This window comes from Usitatibacter palustris (assembly GCF_013003985.1).
Lineage (GTDB): Bacteria > Pseudomonadota > Gammaproteobacteria > Burkholderiales > Usitatibacteraceae > Usitatibacter > Usitatibacter palustris.
The window spans coordinates 371,134-386,867 of the sequence record NZ_CP053073.1 but is presented as its reverse complement, the minus strand read 5'-3'; the positions used below and the strand labels follow the sequence as shown (position 1 = coordinate 386,867).

21 protein-coding genes are annotated in these 15,734 nt (G+C 66.2%); 8 read left to right on the top strand and 13 right to left on the bottom strand.

Going from position 1 to position 15,734, the window contains the following annotated elements:
- Positions 1 to 53: 53 nt before the first annotated feature.
- Complete coding sequence (gene mutM / locus DSM104440_RS02195; RefSeq protein ID WP_171160388.1) at positions 54 to 869, top strand: bifunctional DNA-formamidopyrimidine glycosylase/DNA-(apurinic or apyrimidinic site) lyase; 816 nt, start codon at positions 54 to 56, stop codon at positions 867 to 869.
- Positions 857 to 2,812 (top strand): dynamin family protein, encoded by a 1,956-nt coding sequence (locus DSM104440_RS02190; RefSeq protein ID WP_171160386.1) that lies wholly within the window; start codon positions 857 to 859, stop codon positions 2,810 to 2,812. The genes mutM and DSM104440_RS02190 overlap by 13 nt, the downstream gene beginning before the upstream one ends.
- Here DSM104440_RS02190 and DSM104440_RS02185 read toward each other — a convergent pair.
- The 3 genes from DSM104440_RS02185 to rsmD are packed head-to-tail and all read right to left on the bottom strand — an operon-like array spanning position 2,809 to position 4,133.
- On the bottom strand, positions 2,809 to 3,069 hold the full coding sequence (locus DSM104440_RS02185; RefSeq protein WP_171160384.1) for a YfhL family 4Fe-4S dicluster ferredoxin: 261 nt from the start codon (positions 3,067 to 3,069) through the stop codon (positions 2,809 to 2,811). The genes DSM104440_RS02190 and DSM104440_RS02185 overlap by 4 nt on opposite strands.
- A gap of 10 nt (positions 3,070 to 3,079) precedes the next feature.
- The gene (coaD, locus tag DSM104440_RS02180) at positions 3,080 to 3,574 is read right to left on the bottom strand and encodes a pantetheine-phosphate adenylyltransferase (RefSeq protein ID WP_171160382.1); all 495 of its coding nucleotides are present in this window, start codon (positions 3,572 to 3,574) and stop codon (positions 3,080 to 3,082) included.
- On the bottom strand, positions 3,567 to 4,133 hold the full coding sequence (rsmD, locus tag DSM104440_RS02175; RefSeq protein ID WP_171160380.1) for a 16S rRNA (guanine(966)-N(2))-methyltransferase RsmD: 567 nt from the start codon (positions 4,131 to 4,133) through the stop codon (positions 3,567 to 3,569). Before rsmD ends, coaD begins: the two co-directional genes overlap by 8 nt.
- A gap of 30 nt (positions 4,134 to 4,163) precedes the next feature.
- On the opposite strand from rsmD, the gene ftsY reads away from it, so the two are divergent.
- The 5 genes from ftsY (at position 4,164) to DSM104440_RS02150 (ending at position 7,768) form a co-directional block, all read left to right on the top strand.
- On the top strand, positions 4,164 to 5,099 hold the full coding sequence (gene ftsY, locus DSM104440_RS02170) for a signal recognition particle-docking protein FtsY (RefSeq protein ID WP_246212078.1): 936 nt from the start codon (positions 4,164 to 4,166) through the stop codon (positions 5,097 to 5,099).
- Positions 5,096 to 5,746 carry a cell division ATP-binding protein FtsE gene (locus DSM104440_RS02165; protein WP_171160378.1) on the top strand — a complete coding sequence of 217 codons (651 nt, stop codon included), beginning with the start codon at positions 5,096 to 5,098 and terminating at the stop codon, positions 5,744 to 5,746. The genes ftsY and DSM104440_RS02165 overlap by 4 nt, the downstream gene beginning before the upstream one ends.
- The gene (gene ftsX, locus DSM104440_RS02160; protein ID WP_171160376.1) at positions 5,743 to 6,654 is read left to right on the top strand and encodes a permease-like cell division protein FtsX; all 912 of its coding nucleotides are present in this window, start codon (positions 5,743 to 5,745) and stop codon (positions 6,652 to 6,654) included. Before DSM104440_RS02165 ends, ftsX begins: the two co-directional genes overlap by 4 nt.
- Before the next feature lie 70 nt (positions 6,655 to 6,724).
- A complete protein-coding gene (gene rpoH, locus DSM104440_RS02155) occupies positions 6,725 to 7,573 on the top strand; it encodes an RNA polymerase sigma factor RpoH (protein ID WP_171160375.1) in 849 nt (282 codons plus the stop codon).
- A 12-nt stretch (positions 7,574 to 7,585) separates the two neighbouring features.
- Entirely contained in the window at positions 7,586 to 7,768 is a 183-nt protein-coding gene (locus DSM104440_RS02150; protein ID WP_171160373.1) for a hypothetical protein, read from the top strand.
- A gap of 376 nt (positions 7,769 to 8,144) precedes the next feature.
- Here DSM104440_RS02150 and DSM104440_RS02145 read toward each other — a convergent pair whose 3' ends face one another.
- Genes DSM104440_RS02145 through DSM104440_RS02130 form a run of 4 tightly spaced genes read right to left on the bottom strand, consistent with a single transcriptional unit; the run spans position 8,145 to position 10,918 of the window.
- The gene (locus DSM104440_RS02145) at positions 8,145 to 8,747 is read right to left on the bottom strand and encodes an SCO family protein (protein WP_171160371.1); all 603 of its coding nucleotides are present in this window, start codon (positions 8,745 to 8,747) and stop codon (positions 8,145 to 8,147) included.
- Positions 8,747 to 9,640 (bottom strand): heme o synthase, encoded by an 894-nt coding sequence (gene cyoE, locus DSM104440_RS02140; RefSeq protein WP_171160369.1) that lies wholly within the window; start codon positions 9,638 to 9,640, stop codon positions 8,747 to 8,749. The genes DSM104440_RS02145 and cyoE overlap by 1 nt, the downstream gene beginning before the upstream one ends.
- Before the next feature lie 13 nt (positions 9,641 to 9,653).
- The gene (locus DSM104440_RS02135) at positions 9,654 to 10,211 is read right to left on the bottom strand and encodes an SCO family protein (RefSeq protein WP_171160367.1); all 558 of its coding nucleotides are present in this window, start codon (positions 10,209 to 10,211) and stop codon (positions 9,654 to 9,656) included.
- Positions 10,208 to 10,918, bottom strand: coding sequence for an SURF1 family protein (locus DSM104440_RS02130; RefSeq protein ID WP_171160365.1), 711 nt, complete (start codon positions 10,916 to 10,918; stop codon positions 10,208 to 10,210). The genes DSM104440_RS02135 and DSM104440_RS02130 overlap by 4 nt, the downstream gene beginning before the upstream one ends.
- Positions 10,919 to 10,951: 33 nt before the next feature.
- Between DSM104440_RS02130 and DSM104440_RS02125 the strand changes: the two genes are divergently transcribed.
- Positions 10,952 to 11,149, top strand: a complete 198-nt coding sequence (locus DSM104440_RS02125; protein ID WP_171160363.1) for a twin transmembrane helix small protein — start codon at positions 10,952 to 10,954, stop codon at positions 11,147 to 11,149.
- 64 nt (positions 11,150 to 11,213) lie between these two features.
- On the opposite strand, the gene DSM104440_RS02120 is transcribed toward DSM104440_RS02125, so the two are convergent.
- Genes DSM104440_RS02120 through coxB form a run of 6 tightly spaced genes read right to left on the bottom strand, consistent with a single transcriptional unit; the run spans position 11,214 to position 15,721 of the window.
- Positions 11,214 to 12,065, bottom strand: a complete 852-nt coding sequence (locus tag DSM104440_RS02120; RefSeq protein ID WP_171160361.1) for a cytochrome c oxidase subunit 3 — start codon at positions 12,063 to 12,065, stop codon at positions 11,214 to 11,216.
- 13 nt (positions 12,066 to 12,078) lie between these two features.
- Positions 12,079 to 12,252, bottom strand: a complete 174-nt coding sequence (locus tag DSM104440_RS02115; protein ID WP_171160359.1) for a DUF2970 domain-containing protein — start codon at positions 12,250 to 12,252, stop codon at positions 12,079 to 12,081.
- A gap of 1 nt (position 12,253) precedes the next feature.
- Complete coding sequence (locus tag DSM104440_RS02110) at positions 12,254 to 12,778, bottom strand: cytochrome c oxidase assembly protein (RefSeq protein ID WP_246212077.1); 525 nt, start codon at positions 12,776 to 12,778, stop codon at positions 12,254 to 12,256.
- Complete coding sequence (locus tag DSM104440_RS19455) at positions 12,775 to 12,900, bottom strand: hypothetical protein (RefSeq protein WP_281357022.1); 126 nt, start codon at positions 12,898 to 12,900, stop codon at positions 12,775 to 12,777. The genes DSM104440_RS02110 and DSM104440_RS19455 overlap by 4 nt, the downstream gene beginning before the upstream one ends.
- Positions 12,901 to 12,908: 8 nt before the next feature.
- Positions 12,909 to 14,510: a cytochrome c oxidase subunit I gene (gene ctaD / locus DSM104440_RS02105; RefSeq protein WP_171160356.1), complete on the bottom strand. Its 1,602-nt coding sequence runs from the start codon at positions 14,508 to 14,510 to the stop codon at positions 12,909 to 12,911.
- A 47-nt stretch (positions 14,511 to 14,557) separates the two neighbouring features.
- Complete coding sequence (gene coxB / locus DSM104440_RS02100) at positions 14,558 to 15,721, bottom strand: cytochrome c oxidase subunit II (RefSeq protein WP_171160354.1); 1,164 nt, start codon at positions 15,719 to 15,721, stop codon at positions 14,558 to 14,560.
- Between the last annotated feature and the right edge of the window lie 13 nt (positions 15,722 to 15,734).

Here is a 15,734-nt window from a genome sequence, read left to right as displayed (position 1 = left end):
ATAGAGCCTTTCCGCGCCGATTCGTTTCCGCGCCCGTCACCGAAATATTCCCGATGCCCGAACTGCCCGAAGTCGAGACGACGCGCCGCGGATTGCTGCCCCACGTGGTGGGCCGCACGATCCGCGAGGTGATCGTGCGCAATCCGCGGCTTCGCTGGCCCGTTCCGCGCGATCTCGCCGCACGCCTGCGCGATGTCGAGATCCTCGCGATCCGGCGCAAGGGCAAGTACTTGCTGTTCGATTGCGCGCAGGGCCACCTGCTCGTGCACCTGGGCATGTCCGGTCGCCTCACGCTCGTGCCCGCCGATCGCCCGCCGCAAACGCACGACCACATCGACCTGCGGTTCGAAGGCAACCAGGCGCTGCGCCTCACGGACCCGCGGCGCTTCGGCGCGATGCTCTGGCTGAAGAGTCCCGCCGAACGCCATGCATTGCTCGCGGGACTCGGCCTCGAACCGCTCGAGCCCGAGTTCACCGGTGCGGCCCTCGCCCAGCGCGCCCGCGGTCGACAGGTGGCCGTGAAGCAGTTCCTCATGAATGGGCGCATCGTGACGGGCGTGGGCAACATCTATGCGAGCGAAGCGCTGTTCCACGCGGGCATCCATCCGACCCGTGCGGCCGGGCGCATTTCGGGCGAACGCTGGGACCGGCTCGCGACGTCCGTGCGCGAGACCCTTAACCGGGCGTTGCGGGCGGGCGGCACGACGCTGCGCGACTACGCATCGGCCGACGGACAGGCGGGGGGTTTCCAGTTCGAAGTGGCCGTCTACGACCGCGCCGGGGAGCCCTGCCGTTCCTGCGGAACATTGATCAAGACGATGCGCCAAGGCGCCCGGGCCACGTACTATTGCCCCGCATGTCAACACTGAACTCCACGGGCAGCTGGTACGTCGGCAGCCGCCCCTTCGAAACGAGCCTCTCGGAACTGCGCGAGTGGCGCGATGCCGCGTCCGCTTGGCTCGCGGACTACCGCCGCTGGGCCCTCGTCGCCCGCCTGATCGACGAGCAGACCGCGGCGCGCTTCGCGCACCTCGAGCGCCGCCTCGCCGCCGAGCGCCTGACCATCGCCTTCGTGGCCGAGTACTCGCGCGGCAAGAGCGAGCTGATCAACGCGCTCTTCTTCGCGGACCTCGGCGCCCGCCTGCTGCCCGCGGGCAAGGACCGCACCACGCTTTGCGCCACCGAGATCCTCCACGACCCATCGCGGCCGCCCTCGATCCGCGTGCTGCCGATCGAGACGCGCGAGGGCGAGATGTCGTTGCGCGAGCACCTGGCGCAATCCTCGACGTGGAAGGAAATCGCGCTCGACCCGGCCGATCCCTCGAGCCTCGCGGCCGCCTTCGAAGTGCTCTCGGAGTCGCAGCAGGTCACCGCCGCCGAGGCCGCGAACCTCGGGTTCGATTCCGCGGGCGCCGGACGCATGGCCGTCCCGCGCTGGCGCTATGCCGTCGTCAACTTCCCGCACCCGCTGCTCAAGAGCGGGCTTGCGATCCTCGATACACCCGGGCTCGCGACACTTTCGGCTGAACCCGAGCTCACGCTCAATCGCGTGCCCGACGCCGATGCGATCGTCTTCATGGTTTCGGCCGAGACCGGCGCGACACCCGACGACTGCGCCCTCTGGGGCGAGCACATCGCGCCGATCGGCCACGAATCGCACACTCGCTTCATCGTGCTCAACAAGATCGATTCGCTGCGCGAGGGCGGGCGCGGCGAGGCGGAAGTGCTGTCGGAGATCGATCGGCGCGTGCGCGCGACGGCCGACCAGCTCGGCGTCGATCCCACGCGGATCTTCGCGCTCTCGGCGCGCCAGGGGCTTGCCGCGCGCATGGCCGGCGACCGCGACGGCCTGATGCGAAGCCGCCTCTATCGCCTCGAGCAATCTCTCTCGCAGGGCCTGCTGCGCCGCCGCCGCCACGACCACGCGACGGCCGTGGGCGCGGAAACACGCGCGGTGCTGGCCGAAACGGAAGGCCTCCTCGAGAGCCGGCGCGCTTTCGCGTCGGGCCAGCTCCAGGAACTCAACGCGCTCCAGGGCAAGAACCAGAAGCTCGTCGAGACGCTCGCACGCAAGGCCAACCAGGAACGCGGCCGCATCGAGGATGCGCGCCAGGTGCTCGCGGGCCTTCGCTCGGTGCACAACCGTTATGCCGAGGAGCTCACGCGCGTGCTCGATCCCCAGGCCGCGCGAGCCGCCGGCATGAAGGCGCGTTCAGCCGTGCTCTCCGCGCGCTTCTCCGGTGACATTGGCGGCGCGCTCGATGGCTACTTCCGCGAATCGCGCGGCAAGCTCGCGCGCGCGGTCGAAGTGATCGGCGAGGTCGAGAAGATGATGACGACCGTGAGCCAGCGTTTCCGCGAGGACTACGGCATGGGCACCGTCGAGGCGCCGCCGTTCGCGACCAACCGTTTCGCGGTCGAGCTCGACCGCCTCGAAGAGCATTGCACGCGCGACTTCCGCAACGCGACGAGCCTCATCATCCGCCGCCGGAAGACCCTGGGCGCGATCTTCTTCGACACGGTGGCGCTCAAGGTCATCAACGTCTTCGAGATCGCCGACCGCGAGGTGCGCTCGTGGATGAATGCGTTCATCCGGCCGCTCGATACGCAGCTGCAGGCGTTCCAGGACCAGACCAACATGCGCATCGAAGGCATGGGCCGCATCCAGAACGCGGAAACGGACCTCGTCGTGCGCGTGAGTGAGCTCGAAGCGATCGTGAAGGATGTCGAGGCGCAGGCGAAGCAGTGGGAAGCCAAGCGCGACCGGCTGCTGCAACTGCTCGACGTCGAGCGCGACCCCTCGCTCGCCTAGGAAGGCGCTTTTTCCGCCGTGAGTTGCGTGTACTTGGCGAGCAACTGCTCGCGCGTTTCCACGTACGCCGGGTCGAGCGGGATGCAATCGACGGGGCAAACCTCCACGCAGCGCGGCTTCTCGAAGTGGCCCACGCATTCCGTGCAGCGCTTCGGGTCGATCACGTAGATCTCCACGCCCGCGGAGATCGCCTGGTTCGGGCACTCCGGCTCGCAGACATCGCAGTTGATGCACTGGTCCGTGATCATCAGGGACATGGGGTGATTCCTAGTCTTGCGACTTGCCGATCTTCTCTTGCATGCGCGCGACGGTGACCGGATGCACGAACGCCGACACGTCGCCGCCGAGCACGGCGATCTCGCGCACGATCGTGGCCGAGAGGAACAGGTATTTGTCCGAGGGTGTGAGGAACAACGTTTCGACACCGGGCGCTAGGCGGCGGTTCATGCCCGCGAGCTGGAACTCGTATTCGAAGTCCGAGACGGCGCGCAGGCCGCGCAGGATCACGCCCGCGTCCTGCTCCTTCACGAACTCGGAAAGGAGGCCCGTGAAGCCCAGCACCTTCACGTTGGTCAGGGGTGCGAGGACTTCCTTGGCAATGCGCACGCGCTCGTCGAGCGAGAAGAACGGGCGCTTGGCCTGGCTGTGGGCCACGCCGACGATCACCGTCTCGAAGAGGCGCGCGGCGCGCACGATGAGGTCTTCATGCCCGTTGGTGATCGGATCGAAGGTGCCGGGATAGACCGCGCGCTTGCTATTCATGGGCGTTCTCGGAGGACGGTTCGAGTTCGTACAAGGCGAAGCGTACCGCGCCCGCGCGCCCTTCGCGCAACAAATGCCACGGGGCGCCCGGATCGAGCGCGTCGGCGCTTTCCACGTAAGCCCTCGCCCCGGGGTTGAGGCGCGCCGGCAAGGCGGCGAGCGAACGCACGGCGAGGTCGCTCGCGTACGGCGGATCGAGGAAGACACAGTCGAAGGATTCTCGCGCCCGGGCGAGCCAGGCAAGGCCGTCGCCCTCGATCACCTCGAGATTGCTCGCCCCCAGGGCCGTGCCATTGGTCCGAAGTGCCGCGCACGTGGCGCGGTCGCGCTCGACCATCACCACGCGCGAAGCGCCTCGCGACAAAGCCTCGAAGCCGAGCGCGCCGCTGCCCGCGAATAGATCGAGGCATGCGAGGCCGTCGAGCCTCTGGCCGAGCCAGTTGAAAAGGGTTTCGCGCACGCGATCGGGGGTCGGGCGAAGGCCCGCGGCATCGGGAAAGCGAACGATGCGACTGCGCCAGTCGCCGCCGATGATGCGCACGCGGTTTCGGGCGGTCATTCTGCAATCGATAATACCGTAGAATATTTTGTGCCCGACCCGCAGCAAAAATCCCCCGCCCTCGACTGGAAAGCGCGCCTAAAGCTTGGCCTCGCGCTCACCGGCGCACGCCTGAAGGGCGTTGCAACCCTCCTGCGCACGCGCCCGAAGGTCGATGAAGCGCTCTTCGAAGCGCTCGAAACGCAGCTCATCGCGGCCGATATCGGCGCAGGCGCCGCGCACGCGCTGATCGAGGACTTGCGGCGCGTCGCGCGCGACAAGCGCATCGAGGATGGCGCCGCCCTCGAATCGGAATTGAAGGCGGCGCTGGTCGCGCGGCTCGTGCCCCTCGAGCTCGCCCTGCCCGAGACCCTTCCCAAGCCCTTCGTGATCCTGCTCGCCGGCGTGAATGGCGCGGGCAAGACCACCACGATCGCGAAGCTCACGCATCTCTTCCAGTCGCAGGGCCGCACGGTACTTCTTGCCGCGGGCGACACCTTCCGTGCCGCGGCCCGCGAGCAGCTCGCCGAATGGGGCGCGCGTCACGGCGTCACGGTGATTTCGCAGGTGGGCGGTGATTCGGCGGCCGTGATCTTCGATGCGGTGCAGTCGGCCCGCGCGCGCAACATCGACATCGTCCTCGCCGACACCGCCGGCCGCCTGCCGACGCAGGCGCACCTGATGGATGAAATCAAGAAGGTGAAGCGCGTCATCGCGAAGGCCGATGCCTCGGCCCCCCACGAAACCTGGCTCGTGATCGACGCGAACACCGGCCAGAACGCGGTCCAGCAGGTGAAGAGCTTCGACGACGCGCTCGGCCTCACCGGCCTCATCGTCACCAAGCTCGACGGAACCGCCAAGGGCGGCGCCGTCGCCTCGATCGCGCTCGATCGTCCGGTGCCGATCCGCTTCATCGGCGTGGGCGAGCAGCCCGACGACTTGCGGCCCTTCCGCGCGGCGGAGTTCGTCGAGGCCATTTTCGCGTGATCCTCTTTTCGTCAGTCGTGAAGCGCTATCCCGGCGGCCGCGAGGCGCTGCGTGACGTGACGTGCGAGATCGGCGCGGGCGAAATGATCGCGGTCACCGGTCACTCGGGCGCGGGCAAGTCCACGCTGCTCAAGCTCGCGGCGGGCATCGAGCGCGCCACGCGCGGCAGCGTCGTGGTCCATGGCCAGAATCTCGCCGCCCTCGGGGAGACCGCACTCGCGGTGCTGCGCCGGCGCATCGGCTTCGTCTTCCAGGACCACAAGCTGCTCTTCGACCGCAACGCCTTCGAGAACGCCGCGCTGCCGCTGCGCGTGGCCGGTTTCACGCGCGAGGAAACCGCGCGCCGCGCGCGCGCCGCCCTCGACAAGGTGGGCCTGCTCGCGCGCGAGAAGGCGATGCCCGTCGCGCTCTCCGGTGGCGAGCAGCAGCGCCTTTGCATCGCGCGCGCGATCGTGAACCGACCGGCGATCCTCATCGCCGACGAGCCCACGGGCAACCTCGATCCCGAGTACGCGCGCGCGATCGTCGATCTCTTCGTCTCGTTCAACCAGGTGGGCGTGACCGTGCTCGTCTCCACGCACGACGCCGCGAGCCTCGAGCGGCTCTCGTGCCGGCGCATCGCGCTCGCGGACGGAGCACTCGCATGAGGCTCTGGCTCCGACTGCACGTTCAGGCCCTCGTGGCCGCGCTCACGCGCCTGGCCGCGCATCCGGTCGCGACGGCGCTCGCGGTGCTGGTCATCGCGATCGCGATCGCCTTGCCGGTGCTCGCCGCGGTCGTGGTGAAGAGCCTGGGTGCGGCGACCGCGCGCTTCGACACCGACCCGCACGTGAACGTCTATCTCGCGCTCGATGCGACCGATGAAGACGCTCGCAAGGTGGAGACCGCGTTGAAGGCCCATCCGGATGCCGCGGCGGTTCGCTTCGTTCCGCGCACGCGCGCGCTCGAAGAGCTCAAGGCCACGACTCACCTGGCGGACCTGCTCGCGACGCTCGACCGCAACCCCCTGCCCCACGCCTTCACGGTACGCACCCGCACGACGGACGGCGCGCGCCTCGCTGCGATTCGAGCCGAATGGCAGAAGCTCCCGCGCGTGGACCAGGTGGTCGCGGACTTCGAGTGGTCGGAACGCCTGGCCCGATGGGTGCAGTTCGGCGACCGGGCGCTATTGGCAGTCGCCGCGTTCCTGGCGCTGGCGGTGATCTTCATCGTGGGTCACCTGATCCGGCTCCAGGTCCTCACCCAGCGTGCCGAGATCGAGGTGAGCCAGCTCATCGGGGCCACGGCGGCCGACGTCCGGCGCCCCTTCCTCTATCGGGGGGTCTTCGAAGGTCTCCTGGCTGCCCTGGCCGCGCTGGCCCTGGCCGGGGCCACGACCTACTGGCTGAACAGCGAACTGCAAGCCCTTACTAACAGTTATGCTACTGAATTTAAAGTCGTATTTCTGGACACCCCGACCGTCCTCGGCATTGCGGTGGGGGCGGCCCTCCTCGGCCTGATCGGGGCCTGGCTGTCCGTCGGACGGGAGCTGCGGCGATTTGCCGCCACCCGCTGACGGGAACATTTGAGCGCCTTAGCACTCCAATCCCTCGAGTGCTAAAATGAACCCCAGGAGGCTCAAAGAGATGACCAGCATGACCCTTCCAGTGGTTTCGGTTTCCAGCCTGGAGTCCTATGTCCAGGCCGTGAACGCCATTCCGATGCTGACGCCCGAGCGCGAACTTGAACTCGGCCGGAAGCTCAAGGACCAGAACGACCTGACGGCCGCCGGTGACATGGTGATGTCGCACCTGCGCCTCGTGGTCTCGGTCGCGCGCAACTACATGGGCTACGGCCTGCCCCAGGCGGACCTCGTGCAGGAAGGCAACATCGGCCTGATGAAGGCGGTGAAGCGCTTCGACCCGGAGCGCGGCGTGCGCCTTGCCTCGTTCGCGATCCACTGGATCAAGGCCGAGATCCACGAATACATCCTGCGCAACTGGCGGTTGGTGAAGGTCGCCACGACCAAGGCGCAGCGCAAGCTCTTCTTCAACCTGCGAAGCATGAAGGCTTCGTCGGCGACGCTTTCGCCCAAGGAAGTGAAGCAGATCGCGAAGACTCTCAACGTGAAGGAGAGCGACGTCGTCGAGATGGAAAGCCGCCTGCAGGGTTCGGATATCCCGCTCGAGCCGACGGTCGATGACGGCGAAGAGTCGTACGCGCCGATCGCCTACCTCAAGGACACGGGCGAGACGCCGGCCGAGGAGCTGGAGCGCACGCAGTCGGAGAACCTTCGCACTGCCGGCCTCACCGCCGCGCTCGAAGGGCTCGACGAACGCAGCCGCCGCATCATCCGCGCGCGCTGGCTCAACGAGACCAACCCGATGACGCTGACCGAGCTCGCCGACGAGTTCGGCGTCTCCGCCGAGCGCATCCGCCAGATCGAAGCCAAGGCGATGCAGAAGATGAAGGTGCAGCTCGCGGAAGTCCGCTAGGCAACCGCATCAATGAGAAAGCCCGCTTCGGCGGGCTTTTTCATTTCTTTTGAGTTTGGTGCCATCGCCAAAGGGTTGATCCCGAGCCGGCCCCAACCTCTCGATCAAACGCCGCCGATCTCGCTACCCAAACTTGCGCTCGAAATTCCTGGCGCACCGGCGATCCTGCAGCGAGCGGTGGGGGGCCTCTCGTGATCAACCCTTCGTCGATGCCTCAGCGCCGGAACCATCGGGGCGTCTCCAACAGCGGGGCGGCGCTGATCGAACGTTGTCAGCGCGTGCCAGTCATGTCCGCGGTCGTACATCGACGAGGGCGGCACCAGCCACCGCCTGCCTCATCAAATTATCAACGGGGCTTCACCGGAGCGGTGATGCCACAAGCCTCCCGCGACCTTCGACAGCGATGGGTGTGGGTCGAGAGGGGGTGTCACCGATCGCTGCAGAACGGCGGTGCGCAAGGAATCTCGAGCGACATATGAAGTAGCGAGATCGATCCTCTTCCCGACGTAGTGGGCTCCCCCGGGTTGACCCCACCCATCGATGGCGGAGGTCGCGGGAAGAAAGGGTCGGCTTACGAGTTGAGCAGGATCTTCAGGTCGCTCGCGATCTTCGCGGCCGGCGCCCCGTAAGGAATCATCAGGCGCAATCGGCCCTGCGGATCGAACACGAGCGTCTGCGACGAATGGTCGACGAGATAGCGATTGGGCGCGCTGCCCGGTCGTTCATTCACGTAGATCTTGAAGTCCTTGGTGACCTTCGCGGTTGCCGCCGCATCGCCGTACAGGCCGAGGAACGTCGGGTTGAACGCGGGCACGTACTGCTTGAGCAGCTCGGGCGTGTCGCGCTTTGGATCGACGGTGATCAGGATCACCTGTACCCGCTGTGCGTCGGCGCCGAGGATCTGCATCGCATTGGCGAAGTCGGCGAGCGTCGTGGGGCAGAAATCCGGGCACTGCGTGTAGCCGAAGAAGATCGCGACCACCTTGCCGCGAAAATCCGCGAGCGTGCGCTCCTTGCCGTCGGGATCCTTCAAACGGAAGTCGGTGCCCATCGCAGGCGAACCGGTGACGTCTACACCGTGGAACGGTCCCGCGGCCGGCGTGAAGAGCTTGTCGCACCCGAAGGCGAGCAACGCGGCGGTTGCGAGGGCGGCCCACGCGGTGGCGCGGCGCATCACGCGAACAACGGCAGGTAGTGATCGACCATCAGCGCCGCGAAGAGCATCGCCAGGTAGAAGATCGAATAGGCGAACGTGCGCTTGGCGAGCGCGTCGCTGTACTTGCGCCAGATCGCGATCGCGAAGCCCAGGAAGACGGCATCGAGCACGAGCGCCATGCCGAGGTAGAACACGCCCGACATGCCCGTGGCGAACGGCAGCAGCGTCGTGGCCACGAGGATGAGCGTGTAGAGCAACAGGTGCAGGCGCGTGAACGCTTCGCCGTGCGTCACCGGGAGCATCGGCACGCCGGCGCGTTCGTATTCCTTGCGGCGATAAAGTGCCAGCGCCCAGAAGTGCGGCGGCGTCCACGCGAAGATGATGAGGAAGAGCAGCAGCGGCTGGTACGGCACCTCGCCCGCGATCGCGGCCCATCCGAGCACCGGTGGCATCGCGCCCGAAGCGCCGCCGATCACGATGTTCTGCGGCGTCGCGGGCTTGAGGATCACCGTGTAGATGACCGCGTACCCGACGAACGTCGCCATCGTGAGCCACATGGTGAGCGGGTTCACCGCGTGCCAGAGGATCGCGAGGCCCAGCCCGCCGACACCACCGGACCCGATGAGGATTTGCGTCTGAGTGATCGTGCCCATGACGCTGGGTCGAGCGCGCGTGCGCGCCATGGCCGCGTCGATCTTCTGCTCGACCAGGCAATTGAAGGCGGCCGCCGCACCCGCGACGAGCGCGATGCCCAGCGTGGCCCAGCCCATGAGCGGCAGCGGGGGCACCGTCTTGGCTGCGAGCAGCATCCCGATCACCGCCGTGAAGACGATGAGCGAAACGACCCGGGGCTTCATGAGGCGCCAGAACTGCAGCCCCAATCCCTCGGCAGGATGCGCGGTTTGTTCCATGGAACCCGTAATTTTAGCCAATCTGGGAGGCCTTCAGGAGGCGCTGCAGATCCTTGAGCATGCGCGCCTGGTCGGCCTTTGCGGGGAATCGCATCATGACGAGGCCCCGCGGATCGACCACGTAGACGAATGCACGGTCGTTGGCGGGGCCTAGCGGCAGCGCCATGCCGCGCTGGGTAACCGCGACCACCGTGCCCGCGAAGGGCTCCAGCACCGCGGGTGCCAGCGGCAACGTGTCGTCGACGACGAACACGCGCAGGACGCGATCGGCATTGCGGCCGAGTGCCAGGCGCACCTGCCGAAGCGTCGTGAGCTTTTCCACGCAAGCGGCCGGACAGGCCCCGGAGTCGGAAACGACGAGCAGCCACTTGCCCTTCATGTCGTTGAACGCGAGCGGCCCGCCCTCGGGCTTCGTGAACGGCTGCGTCGTGATGGGCGATGGCGCGATCAGCTCGCCGTAGCTCGTCGGCCTGTCGGGCGGGAAGAAGTTGTAGACGATCAGCGAGGCCGCGATGGGCGAGGCGAACAACGCGAAGATCAGCAGCAGCTTGGCGCGCGGACCGAACGTCATTGCGGCTGCCTCTTCAGGTTCAGCGCGAGCCAGAGCCCGACCACGGTCGTCGCGAGCGCGAGCCAGGTGAGCGCGTATTCCTGGTGCTTGGCGATGCCGAGGTCGGGCTTGTCGTGAACCGCGACGAGACCCGGCGACGGCGGCTCGGCGAGCAACACGACGGGCAGCGCGTCGATGCGCATGAGCTCGCGATAACGCGCCATCGAGAGGTTCTGCCAGACGGAGCCCGCGATCGTCTCCTTCGAGAGCTCGAGCACGCGCGGCGGTGGAATGGATGCGAGGCCCGCCACCGTGATGCGTCCTTCGGGAACGGGCGCGGCCGGTGGCTGCGGGTAGGCATTCGTGCGTGCGATCCACCCGCGGTTCACGAGCACCGCGCCGCCGCCGTCGAGCATCAGCGGCGTCATCACGTGGAATCCGGCGCGGCCCGCGTGCTGGCGATTGTCGATGAACACCTGGCCCTCGGGTTTGTAGGTGCCCTCGGCGCGAACGTGGCGATAAACAAGCGCCTCGGCGCTCGCGCCCGATGCCGCGAGCGACAACACGGGCTCGCGTTCGCGCGCTTCGAGCAGCGCCTGGCGCGCGGTCTTCTCGTCGGCGCGATTGAACTGCCAGCGCGACAGCGAAAGCGTCAGCGCCACCATCGCCACCGCGGCGAGCGTGGGCACGAGGCCGGGCGTGAAGCGCCAGCGGCCGAGCGTCAGCATCGCGGGCCCTTCGCGGAGTAAACTCGTCGCGCCATGAAAATCATCGTCATCGTCCTGCTCGTTGCGGTCCTGGTGAGTCTTTTCGCGGGCCTGTTCTTCGTCTACAAGGACAAGGGTCAGTCGAACCGCGCAGTCACCGCCCTCACCGTGCGCATCGTGCTCTCACTGTTGATCTTCGCGATCCTCGTCGGTTCCTACTGGTTCGGCCTCGTGCCGGGCGCATCCCGCTAGGGACTCGAAACGAAAAAGCCGCACCGAAGTGCGGCTTTCCCGGTTTGTTGCCGCGGCGACCGGCCTACAGCCAGTAAACCACCAGGAACAGGCCCAGCCAGACCACGTCCACGAAGTGCCAGTACCAGGACACCGCCTCGAAGGCGAAGTGATGGTCGGGCTTGAAGTGGCCGGCGACGCTGCGGAAGAGAATCACCGTGAGCATCGTGAGGCCGAGCGTGACGTGGAAGCCGTGGAAGCCGGTGAGCATGAAGAACGTCGAGCCGAAGACACCCGTCGTGAGCTTCAGGTTCAGGTCCGAGTACGCGTGCATGTACTCGTAGGCCTGCAGCGACATGAAGATGATGCCCAGGATGATCGTGAGCGACAGGCCGAAGATCAGGTTCGCGCGGTCGTTCTTCTTGAGCGCCCAGTGCGCCCACGTGCAGGTCACGCCCGACGAGAGCAGCAGCAGCGTGTTGATCGCGGGAATGCCCCACGCGCCCATCGGCGTGAACTCGGCCGGGCGGTACGGGCCCATCGTCGGCCAGTGCGCGGCGAATTCCGGCCAGAGCAGCTTGTTGTCGACGTCGCCCAGCCATGGCACCGAATACACCCGCGCGTAGAACAGAGCGCCGAAGAACGCGGCGAAGAACATCACTTCCGAGAAGATGAACCAGCTCATCGACCAGCGGAACGACATGTCCACCTGGTTGTTGAACAGGCCGCCTTCGCTCTCGCGGATCACCGTGCCGAACCAGCCGAAGAGCATGTAGACCAGCGTGAAGAAGCCGATCGCGAACGGGATCCAGCCCACGCCGTGGCTGTTCATGAGGAGGACGCCGCCCACCGCAAGGAAGAAGAGCGCGACCGAGCCCACGATGGGCCAGTGCGAGGGGGGTGCGAAGTAATATCCGCCGGGTTGTGCGTTGCTCACGTAAGGCTCCCTTTTATCTTGTGACCAGCTTCACGATTCCAAACAGCAGCAGCACGAAGGCAGCTGCGCAAATCAAACCCGCCGCGATCACCACCTGCGGCGTGAGGCGCTTGGTATCCGCCTCGTATTCGTCGCGCTTTCGCACGCCGAAGAAACCCCAGAAGACCGCCTTGAAGGCGTCCTTCAACTTATCCCTTCACTTCGAAGAACGTGTACGACAGCGATACCGTGTCCATGTCCTTGGGCGCATCCGGGCTCACCCGGAACACGACCGGCATCTCGCGCACTTCGCCGGCGGCGAGCGTCTGGCTGCTGAAGCAGAAACACTCCTGCTTCACGATGTAGCGGCCCGCGATTTCCGGGGCGGTGCTCATCCTCGCGTTGGCCGTCACCGGACGGCCCAGCGTGTTCTCCACGCGGTAGCGTACCGTGGCGAGCTCGCCCGGGTGCAGCTTCAGCGTACGGTCGAGCGCCTCGAACTTCCATGACAGGCCCGCGGCGCTCGAGGCGACCATCTCGACCGAGACGGTGCGCGACGTATCGACTTGCGTATTCACTGCCCCGACCGTGCGGCTTTGCGTGATGCCCAGCGCCTCGCAGATCTGGCGGTACATCGGCACCATCGCGAACCCGAAACCGAGCATGAGCACCGTGATCACGAGGAGCTTCCCCATGAGCTGGCGGTTCTGCAGCGTGATTTCGGGAGCCATCATCCGCGTGCGACGAACTTGAACATGAAGACGCCGTAGATGCCCACGACCATCGCCGCGAGCACGATCGCCGTGACGATCGCCTTGCGGCGCTGTTCGGGCGTGGGTTTCTGCATCGCCTGCATGTCTCGTCTTACTTGAGGACCGGCTGGGTCTCGAACGTGTGGTACGGCAGCGGCGTGGGCAGGTGCGTCCACTCGAGCGAATCCGCGCCTTCCCACTGCTTCGATTCCGCCTTCTTGCCGCTGCGGATGCAGCTCACGATCACGTACAGGAAGAGCAGCTGCGACAGGCCGAAGATGAACGCGCCGATCGTCGAGATGGCATTCCATTCCGTGAACTGCAGCGCGTAGTCCGGGATCCGGCGCGGCATGCCCGCGAGGCCCAGGAAGTGCTGCGGGAAGAACGCGACGTTGAAGCCGATCATCGAGAGCCAGAAGTGCAGCTTTCCGAGGCCCTCGCTGTACATGTGGCCCGTCCACTTGGGCAGCCAGAAGTACACGCCGGCCATGATCGCGAAGAGCGCGCCCGACACGAGCACGTAGTGGAAGTGCGCCACCACGTAGTAGGTGTTGTGCAGCGTGATGTCCACCGGCGTGATCGCGAGCACCAGGCCCGAGAAGCCGCCGATCGTGAAGAGGCACAGGAAACCCACCGAGAACAGCATCGGGGTCTCGAAGGTCATCGAGCCCTTCCACATGGTGGCGATCCAGTTGAAGATCTTCACGCCCGTGGGCACGGCGATGAGCATCGTCGCGTACATGAAGAACAGGTTGCCGGCCGCGGGCATGCCCACCGTGAACATGTGGTGGCCCCAGACGATGAACGAGAGGATCGCGATCGACGCCGTGGCGTACACCATCGACGCGTAGCCGAAGAGGGGCTTCCTCGCGAAGGCCGGGATGATCTGCGAGACGATCCCGAACGCCGGCAGGATCATGATGTAGACCTCGGGGTGGCCGAAGAACCAGAAGATGTGCATGAACATCGTCGGGTCGCCGCCGCCGGCCGCGTTGAAGAACGAGGTGCCGAAGTGGCGGTCGGTCAGCAGCATCGTGACCGCGCCCGCGAGCACCGGCATCACGGCGATCAGGAGATACGCGGTGATGAGCCACGTCCACACGAACAGCGGCATCTTCATCAGCGTCATCCCGGGGGCGCGCATGTTGAGGATGGTCGTGATGATGTTGATCGAGCCCATGATCGACGAGGCGCCCAGGATGTGGACGGCGAGGATCGTCATGTCGACCGCCATGCCCTGCTGGATCACCAGCGGCGGGTAGAGCGTCCAGCCCGAGCCCGCGGCGCCGCCGGGCACGAAGAACGAGCTCATCAGGAGGATCGCGGCCGGGATCAGCAGCCAGAAGCTCCAGTTGTTCATGCGCGGGAACGCCATGTCCGCTGCACCCACTTGCATGGGGATCAGCCAGTTCGCGAAGCCCACGAACGCCGGCATGATCGCGCCGAACACCATCACCAGGCCGTGGACCGTGGTGAGCGAGTTGAAGAACTCGGGGTCGACGAGCTGCAGGCCGGGCTGGAAGAGCTCGGCGCGGATCAGCAGCGCCATGGAGCCCCCCGTGAGGAACATCACGAACGAGAACCAGAGGTACATCGTGCCGATGTCCTTGTGGTTCGTGGTGTACATCCAGCGCGTGAAGCCGGCGGGCGGACCGTGGTGATGGTCGTCGTGCCCGTGGCCGTGGGTGTCGTGAGCGTGGGTCGTAGTGCTCATGGTGTGCTCCGCTTGATCTTCAGTTCGGTTTCGAATGCGCCGCGCTTCTAGCGCGCCGCCTTCACTTCAGCAGGCTGCACTTCGCCGGACTTGTTGCCCCAGCTGGTGCGCGTGTACGTGATCACTGCCGCGAGGTCCGTGTTCGACAGGTGCGCGAACGACGCCATCGCGGTGTTGGGCCGGCCCTTGAGCACGGTCGCGACCTGCGCGGCCTTCGGACCCTGCACGACCTTCGAGCCGTCGAGCGCCGGGAACGCGGGCGGCATGCCCTTGCCCGTGGCCTGGTGGCAGGCGACGCAGTTGGCGGCGTAGACCTTCTCGCCGGCGGCCTTGAGCTCGTCGGCAGTCCACTTCTTCGTGAGGTCTTCCGCGGCAGCGGGCGCGGCGGCAGCGGTCTGCACGGGCGCGGGCGGCGGGGGCATCTTCGCCTTCATTTCCTTCACCCACTTCGCGTAGTCGGCTTCGGAGACGACGTCGACCACGATCGGCATGTAGCCGTGTTCCTTGCCGCAGATCTGCGAGCACTGGCCGAGATACCGGCCGGGCTTGTCGGCCTTGAACCACGCGTCCTTCACGAAGCCCGGGATGCCGTACTGGTTGATGCCGAGCTGCGGCACGTACCAGCCGTGGATCACGTCGTTCGCGGTGATGAGCAGGCGGATCTTCTTGCCGACGGGAACGACGACGGGGTTGTCGACTTCCAGCAAATAGTTCGCGTTCTTCTTCGCGCCCTTCTGCCCGCCGAATTCCTCGATCTGGTCGCGCGGCGTCGAGAGGTTCGCGTAGAAGCTCACGCCGTCCTGGAGGTAGTCGTACTGCCACTTCCACTGGTAGGCGGTGACCTTGATGGACATGTCGGGGTTCGACGCGTCCTTCATGTCGAGCACCGTCCGGGTGGCCGGATACGCCATGCCGATCAGGATCACGAACGGAATCACCGTCCAGATGATCTCGATGGTGGTGTTCTCGTGGAACTGTGCGGCCTGCGCGCCGCGGCTCTTGCGGTGTGCGAACACCGACCAGAACATCGCGCCGAACACGATGATGAAGATCGCGACGCACACCCAGAGGATGCCGAAGTGCAGGTCGTAGATCTGCTGCGCGACGGACGAAGCCGGCGGCAGGATGTCCACGTGGTAGTCGGCGAACGACGTAGCCGGCAGGAGCGCTGCGATTGCGGCAGCGGCGGCTCGTTTGAGTTGTACAGGCATGGCCAAGACCTTT